The organism is Methylorubrum zatmanii (assembly GCF_014845115.1).
In the GTDB taxonomy this organism is placed as follows: Bacteria; Pseudomonadota; Alphaproteobacteria; order Rhizobiales; family Beijerinckiaceae; genus Methylobacterium; species Methylobacterium zatmanii.
In genome coordinates, this window is record NZ_NKUI01000182.1 from 1 (window position 1) to 6,521 (window position 6,521).

At 68.1% G+C, this 6,521-nt stretch carries 6 protein-coding genes; all 6 read left to right on the forward strand.

Going from position 1 to position 6,521, the window contains the following annotated elements; genetic code table 11:
* Positions 1-307 precede the first annotated feature (307 nt).
* The 6 genes from MZTS_RS25690 (at position 308) to hpf (ending at position 6,432) form a co-directional block, all read left to right on the forward strand.
* A complete protein-coding gene (locus MZTS_RS25690) occupies positions 308-694 on the forward strand; it encodes a hypothetical protein (RefSeq protein WP_246482197.1) in 387 nt (128 codons plus the stop codon).
* A gap of 7 nt (positions 695-701) precedes the next feature.
* Positions 702-1,598, forward strand: coding sequence for a DNA/RNA non-specific endonuclease (locus tag MZTS_RS19580; protein ID WP_192285099.1), 897 nt, complete (start codon positions 702-704; stop codon positions 1,596-1,598).
* A gap of 12 nt (positions 1,599-1,610) precedes the next feature.
* Positions 1,611-1,889, forward strand: coding sequence for a hypothetical protein (locus MZTS_RS19585; protein WP_192285100.1), 279 nt, complete (start codon positions 1,611-1,613; stop codon positions 1,887-1,889).
* A 221-nt stretch (positions 1,890-2,110) separates the two neighbouring features.
* Positions 2,111-3,778 carry an energy-dependent translational throttle protein EttA gene (gene ettA, locus MZTS_RS19590; protein WP_192285101.1) on the forward strand — a complete coding sequence of 556 codons (1,668 nt, stop codon included), beginning with the start codon at positions 2,111-2,113 and terminating at the stop codon, positions 3,776-3,778.
* Positions 3,779-4,158: 380 nt separating this feature from the next.
* Complete coding sequence (rpoN, locus tag MZTS_RS19595) at positions 4,159-5,697, forward strand: RNA polymerase factor sigma-54 (protein WP_192285102.1); 1,539 nt, start codon at positions 4,159-4,161, stop codon at positions 5,695-5,697.
* Between the two features lie 132 nt (positions 5,698-5,829).
* Entirely contained in the window at positions 5,830-6,432 is a 603-nt protein-coding gene (hpf, locus tag MZTS_RS19600) for a ribosome hibernation-promoting factor, HPF/YfiA family (RefSeq protein ID WP_192285103.1), read from the forward strand.
* Positions 6,433-6,521 lie beyond the last annotated feature (89 nt).

Genomic DNA, 6,521 nt, shown 5'->3' on the forward strand with positions numbered 1-6,521 from the left:
CGTCGTGTCCGCTAGTGCCAATGCCTTCACCCGTCTCTCAATGCGTTCCCGTCGGCGGCGCGGCCCCCGACAGCGCGCGCCCGATCCCTCGAACGCGGCCTCGTGTCAGGCTTCGCCCGCCCCCGGAAACCGCTCGCCCCGGGACGTATGAACAGCCATTCTAGCGCGAACGGATCGCGGGATACCATGATCTCACTGCAACAGCAGGGCAGCTTTCATAGGATTCGGCATCCTCGGCTGCCTTCAGAGTTAAGGCAGCCCCGCCATTTCACGCGTGACGCGACCCCAAATATGGACGAAGGCTGCATTGATCAACATCTCGCCCGGTCCCGAGGCCGCCGTCGCAATGCTTCCCGCCGCAAAGACGCTGATCTCGGACACCCCGGGGGAGTCTCAGTTGAAAAAACTCCCGATTATACCGAGTAAAGTCAAAGACTTAGAGCGAATCCAGACTGCGCGCCGGCTGGGTGCGGCCCTCGCGCTCCTGCTGCTGGGCGGAGACGCCGCCCTCGCGGCGGATGCCCGCATCGGGCGTCCCGCAGCATCGGTCTGTATCGACGATGTCCGCTGCCGCCGGCCTCCAGGGCCGCCGGACCGCGACATTCGCCCGCTGATCGATCCGCTCGGGCGTCCCTGCGGCTATCGGTGGCGGGAAACGCCGTCGGGCACGCGCCGCGTCCGGATCTGCGCCTGACCCGCCGATGGCGCTGCGCTCCCCAGCCCTCGCCGGCTTCCTGGTCGGCCTCCTTACCGCCGCGACCCCGCTCGCGGCCCTGTCGAAGGTCGCGCCGGAAGCGCCGGCCTGTCCCGCTTCGTTCGCGGACGAACGGGTGCCGGCGCTCACCAACCCGAAGCTGTCGGAGCGCGCCGTCCCGCTCTGCTTCGGCGCCTTCGCGGTGCTGCATTCCGGCGCCTCCCGCACGCCGCTCTACGCCGCCGAGCGGTTGACGCGGAAGAGCGTGGCCGCCGCCCGCCGCGTCGAACGGGCCGACGCCTTCCACGAGGAGGAGCGCTTGGCCGAGGACGACCGGGCGAGCCTGTCCGATTACGTCCATAGCGGGTTCGACCGTGGCCATCTGGCCCCCGCCGGCGACATGCCGAGCGCCGCCTCCCAGGCCGAATCCTTCAGCCTCGCCAACATCGTGCCGCAGAACCGCACGTTCAACCGCAGTCTCTGGGCTGCGATCGAGGAGAGCGTGCGGCGGCTGGCGACGCAGCGCGGCGAGATCTTCGTCGTCACCGGCCCGATCTTCGAAGGCGCGTCGACCCGCGCCATCAAGGGGCGGGTTCTGGTGCCGACGGCGCTCTTCAAGGCGGTCTACGATCCGCGCTCGGGCGAGGCGGGCGCCTATCTGGCGCCCAACGATGGGAGCGGGGATTGGCGGACGGTCTCCCTCGCGACCCTGCGGGAGAAGGCCGGGATCGACGTGTTTCCGGGCCTGCCCGACGCCGCCAAGGCCCGGGCGATGACCCTGCCCGAGCCGCGCGAATTCGCGCGCGATGGCTCCGGCTGGAACGCCACCCTCGACACCCTCAAGCGGCAGGCGCTCCATTTCCTGCGCTACCTCTGGCGCGAATTGCTGCGCGCGATCTTCTGACAGGAGGCCCCGATGCCGCGCCGCAAGGCCGATCCCGCATTGCCCTTCCGCCCCTTCGCCGAGGATGCGGGCGTGCAGACCTTCGCCGGCTTCTCCATCGAGAACGGCACCCAGCGCATCGCGCTGCACGGCGCCCTCGACCTCACCCGCGACCGCGTGGGGCTGAAGCGGGCCAGGGCCTTGAAGAACCTCCTCGACGCGGTGGTCGCCACCCTCGAAGCGGAAGACCTGCCCGAGGCCGTGCCGGACGAGCCGGAGACGACGGAGCCGATGCGCAATCCCTTCGCCTGACCTCGCGCCTGAGGCGCGGCCGCCTCCGTCCGCGCCGGTCTTCCGCCAGGGCCGTCCTTGCCCCTGCCGGGCGGCCCTGATACTCGAACAGCAAATTCTTCACCCGCAAGCGGAAGGCGCCCCGCGCGGCATGGCTCGATCCGGAGCCGGGCCCTGCGAGCGGCCACGCATCCGCGACAGCCGGCACGACCGGTGGCGCCCTTCTGAGAGGACGAACGCATATGGCCCGCGATTTCATCTACCACATGCGGGGTCTCAACAAGACCTACCAGGGCGGTAAGAAGGTTCTCGATAACGTCAACCTGTCGTTCTATCCCGATGCCAAGATCGGTGTGCTGGGCATCAACGGCTCGGGCAAGTCGACGCTGCTCAAGATCATGGCCGGCATCGACAAGGACTTCACCGGCGACGGCTGGGTCGCGCAGGGTGCGCGCGTCGGCTACCTGCCGCAGGAGCCGCAGCTCGATCCTGAGAAGTCCGTGCGCGAGAACGTGATGGAGGGCGTGGCCGAGAAGCAGGCCCTGCTCGACCGCTACAACGAACTCGCCATGAACTATTCCGAGGAGACGGCGGACGAGATGACCGCCCTCCAGGACCAGATCGAGGCGCAGAACCTGTGGGAGCTCGATTCCAAGGTCGATCAGGCCATGGAGGCGCTGGGCTGCCCGAGCGACGAGCAGCCGGTCGCCACCCTCTCGGGCGGCGAGCGCCGCCGCATCGCGCTCTGCCGCCTGCTGCTGTGGGAGCCGGAACTCCTCCTCCTCGACGAGCCGACCAACCACCTCGACGCCGAGACCGTGAACTGGCTCGAAGGGCATCTGCGCCAGTATCCGGGCGCGATCCTGATCGTGACCCACGACCGCTACTTCCTCGACAACGTGACGAGCTGGATCCTCGAGCTCGACCGCGGCAAGGGCATTCCTTACGAGGGCAACTACTCGTCCTGGCTGGTGCAGAAGCAGAAGCGCCTGGAGCAGGAAGGCCGGGAGGACATGGCCCGCCAGCGCTCCATCGCCCGCGAGCAGGAATGGATCTCGGCCTCGCCGAAGGCCCGCCAGACCAAGTCGAAGGCGCGTATCACCCGCTACGAGGAGCTGGTCGCCAAGCAGCAGCAGAAGGTCGACGCGACCGCGCAGATCGTCATCCCGATCACCGAGCGGCTCGGCCAGAACGTCATCGAGTTCAAGAACCTCAACAAGGCCTACGGCGACCGCCTGCTGATCGAGGATCTCTCGTTCAAGCTGCCGCCGGGCGGCATCGTCGGCGTGATCGGCCCCAACGGCGCCGGCAAGACCACGATCTTCTACATGATCACCGGCCTAGTGCCGGCCGATCGCGGCTTCATCAGCCTCGACGGCATGGAGATCACCCATCTGCCGATGTACCAGCGGGCCCGGCTCGGCATCGGCTACCTACCGCAGGAGGCCTCGATCTTCCGCGGCCTGTCGGTGGAGGACAATATCCGCGCCGTGCTGGAGGTGGCCGAGCCCGACCGCAAGGCCCGCGAGCGCAAGCTCGATTCCCTGCTCGAGGAGTTCGATATCGCGCGGCTGCGCAAATCGCCCTCCATCGCCCTCTCGGGCGGCGAGCGGCGGCGCTGCGAGATCGCCCGGGCGCTCGCCTCCTCGCCGACCTTCATGCTGCTCGATGAGCCCTTCGCCGGCATCGATCCCATCGCCGTCGGCGACATCCAGGATCTGGTCAAGCATCTGAAGCAGCGCGGCATCGGCGTGCTCATCACCGACCACAACGTGCGCGAGACGCTGGGGTTGATCGACCGGGCCTACATCGCCCATTCCGGCCGCATCCTGACCGAGGGCACGCCGGAGCAGATCGTCGCCAACGAGGATGCCCGGCGCCTCTATCTCGGCGAGGATTTCCGGCTCTGAGCCGCCGCTTCTAGACAAGTGGCGCGCGGCGAGGGCCGCTGCGTCCGATCGGAATTCGGTCCGTAACGGCTGCTGAACCATGCCGACGGCCGCCATCGCCCGTGCAAGGCAATCTTGAGCTTCACCGTGCGATCTGGCGCATCCTCCGCCTGCGGAAGGACGCTCGCCTCCTGCCCGCAACGGGCTGTGGCAATGCTGCCGTCCTGCACGGATTTCAGGCAGAAGGCGTCAAACACACTTTGACGGAGGGCGTGGTTGGAGCTACACCAAACAAAAGAGAAAGCAAGAAGCGTGCCGAAGCGGGCGAATGGCCTGCGGGTGGTAATTGCCTCGCGCTTGTCGAGGGTTAGGCGTCGCGAACAGGTCGCCGAGGAATCGTCATGAGTCTGATGCAACGGCTTGAAATGCGCCAGGGCCAGGCCCTGGTGATGACGCCGCAGCTTCTGCAGGCGATCAAGCTGCTGCAACTCTCCCAGCTCGATCTCGCAGCCTATGTCGATGCCGAGCTGGAGCGTAATCCGCTACTCGAACGCGTGGAAGGGGAGGCGGGCTCCGAGCGCGAAGCGCCGGAGGCCTCCGGCGACGGCGAGGGCTATGACGGCGGCGAGGCTCCGGAGCCCGAGGCTTGGCTCGCCTCCGACATGACCCCGAGCCGCAGCGAGATCGAGGGAGACCTCGATACGCGCCTCGACAACGTCTTCGCCGACGAGAACCCGGTGCCGCGCGAGTCCGGCAGCGGCGACATGCTCTCCCTGACGCCCGCGCCCTACGGCAATACCGGCGGCAGCTTCGACGGCGAGCTTCCCGATTTCGAGGCGTCGCTGACCGCCGAGACGTCCCTGCGCGACCATCTCGCCGCGCAGCTCGACCTCGCGACCAAGAGCCCGTCCGACCGGCTGATCGGCAGCTTCCTGATCGATGCCGTGGACGATGCTGGCTATCTGCGCGAAGCCATCGATCTCGTGGCGGAACGGCTCGGTGCCTCCCTCGACGATGTGGCCCGGGTGCTGAAGCTCGTCCAGACCTTCGACCCGCCGGGGGTGGCCGCCCGCGACCTCGCCGAGTGCCTCGCGATCCAGCTTCGGGAGCAGGACCGGTTCGACCCGGCGATGCAGGCGCTGGTCTCGCGCCTCGACCTCGTGGCCAAGCGGGACTTCCCGGCCCTGCGGCGCCTGTGCGGCGTGGACGACGAGGACCTCGTCGAGATGCTGGCGGAGATCCGCCGGCTCGATCCCAAGCCCGGCCGCGCCTTCGGCTCCCATGCCGTCGAGGTGCTGGTCCCCGACGTGTTCGTGCGCGCCGCGCCGGATGGCTCCTGGCTGGTGGAACTGAACTCGGAGGCGCTGCCCCGGGTGCTGGTCAATCAGAGCTACTATGCGCGCGTGTCCAAGGGCTCGGTGGCGGAGGGGGACAAGGCGTTCCTGTCCGAATGCCTCCAGACCGCCAACTGGCTGACCCGCAGCCTGGAACAGCGAGCCCGCACGATCCTGAAGGTCGCCACCGAGATCGTGCGGCAGCAGGATGCCTTCTTCCTGCACGGCGTCGCCCACCTGCGGCCGCTGAACCTCAAGACCGTCGCCGAGGCGATCGGCATGCATGAATCGACCGTGTCGCGGGTGACCTCCAACAAGTCGATCGGCACGAGCCGCGGCACCCTGGAGATGAAGTATTTCTTCACCGCCGCGATTCCCGGCGCGGCCGGGGCGGCGGCCCATTCCTCGGAGGCCGTGCGCCATCGCATCAAGCAACTTGTCGATGCGGAGGCCGGGGACGTCCTGTCCGACGATGCCCTGGTCCAGCGCCTACGCGACGAGGGGATCGACATCGCCCGCCGGACCGTCGCCAAGTACCGGGAGTCCCTGCGCATCCCGTCCTCCATCGAGCGCCGCCGGGCGAAGATGGCGACCGCCGGCCGCTGACGCGGCCGGTCCCCGCCAGGGCGAAAGCCCGCAGTTTCGAGCGATTGTTCTGCGCCGGCTCGCCTTCGCGTTGACTTGCCACTCCCCCCTTTCTAACTCTCGAAGCCCTCGGGAGGAGAAGCGGAGACGTCGATGGCAGGTTTGCGGGTCACGGGGCATGGCCTCGATCTCGGTGCGGCGCTGAGGAGCCGGGTCGAAGACCGCATGGCGGCGACGCTCGGGAAGTACCTCGATCCGCATATGAGCGGCACCTGCACCGGCCACGTGACCCTGCGGCGCGACGGATCGACCTACCGCACGGATTGCGTGCTCCACCTCGTCACCGGCCTCACACTGGAAGCTTCGGGCGCGGCCCACGATGCCCATGCGAGCTTCGACCAGACCGCCGACCGGCTCGAAAAGCGCCTGCGTCGCTACAAGCACAAATTGAAGGACCATGGCGCGCCGAGCCATAATGGCGCGGATATCGAGGCTGCCTACGCCGTGTTCGCCGCCCCCGACGAGGATCTCGACGAGGAGCCGGCCGAGGCCGAGCAGGAGGCGCATCCGCCGGTCGTCGCCGAGAGCACCCGCACCCTCAAGCGCCAATCCGTGAGCGAGGCGGTGACCGCCCTCGACATGACGGGCGCCCCGGTGGTCGTCTTCGTTCACGCTGGCACCGGGCGCATCAACGTCGTATATCGGCGCAGTGACGGCGCGATCGGGTGGGTCGACCCACCCGCCGACCGTCGTTGAGGCAAGGCCCGTCCCGGGCCGGTCTCCTATGCACATCTGAAGCTGCCGACGAAAAAAGAGGCGTGGCGCACCGCACGGTACGGGCGTGT

Excerpts from the sequence above, each read along its gene's own strand:
- MZTS_RS19580 (WP_192285099.1), top strand. The coding sequence starts at position 702 with ATGGCGCTGCGCTCCCCAGCCCTCGCCGGCTTCCTGGTCGGCCTCCTT.
- MZTS_RS19585 (WP_192285100.1), top strand. The coding sequence starts at position 1,611 with ATGCCGCGCCGCAAGGCCGATCCCGCATTGCCCTTCCGCCCCTTCGCC.
- ettA (WP_192285101.1), top strand. The coding sequence starts at position 2,111 with ATGGCCCGCGATTTCATCTACCACATGCGGGGTCTCAACAAGACCTAC.
- rpoN (WP_192285102.1), top strand. The coding sequence starts at position 4,159 with ATGAGTCTGATGCAACGGCTTGAAATGCGCCAGGGCCAGGCCCTGGTG.
- hpf (WP_192285103.1), top strand. The coding sequence starts at position 5,830 with ATGGCAGGTTTGCGGGTCACGGGGCATGGCCTCGATCTCGGTGCGGCG.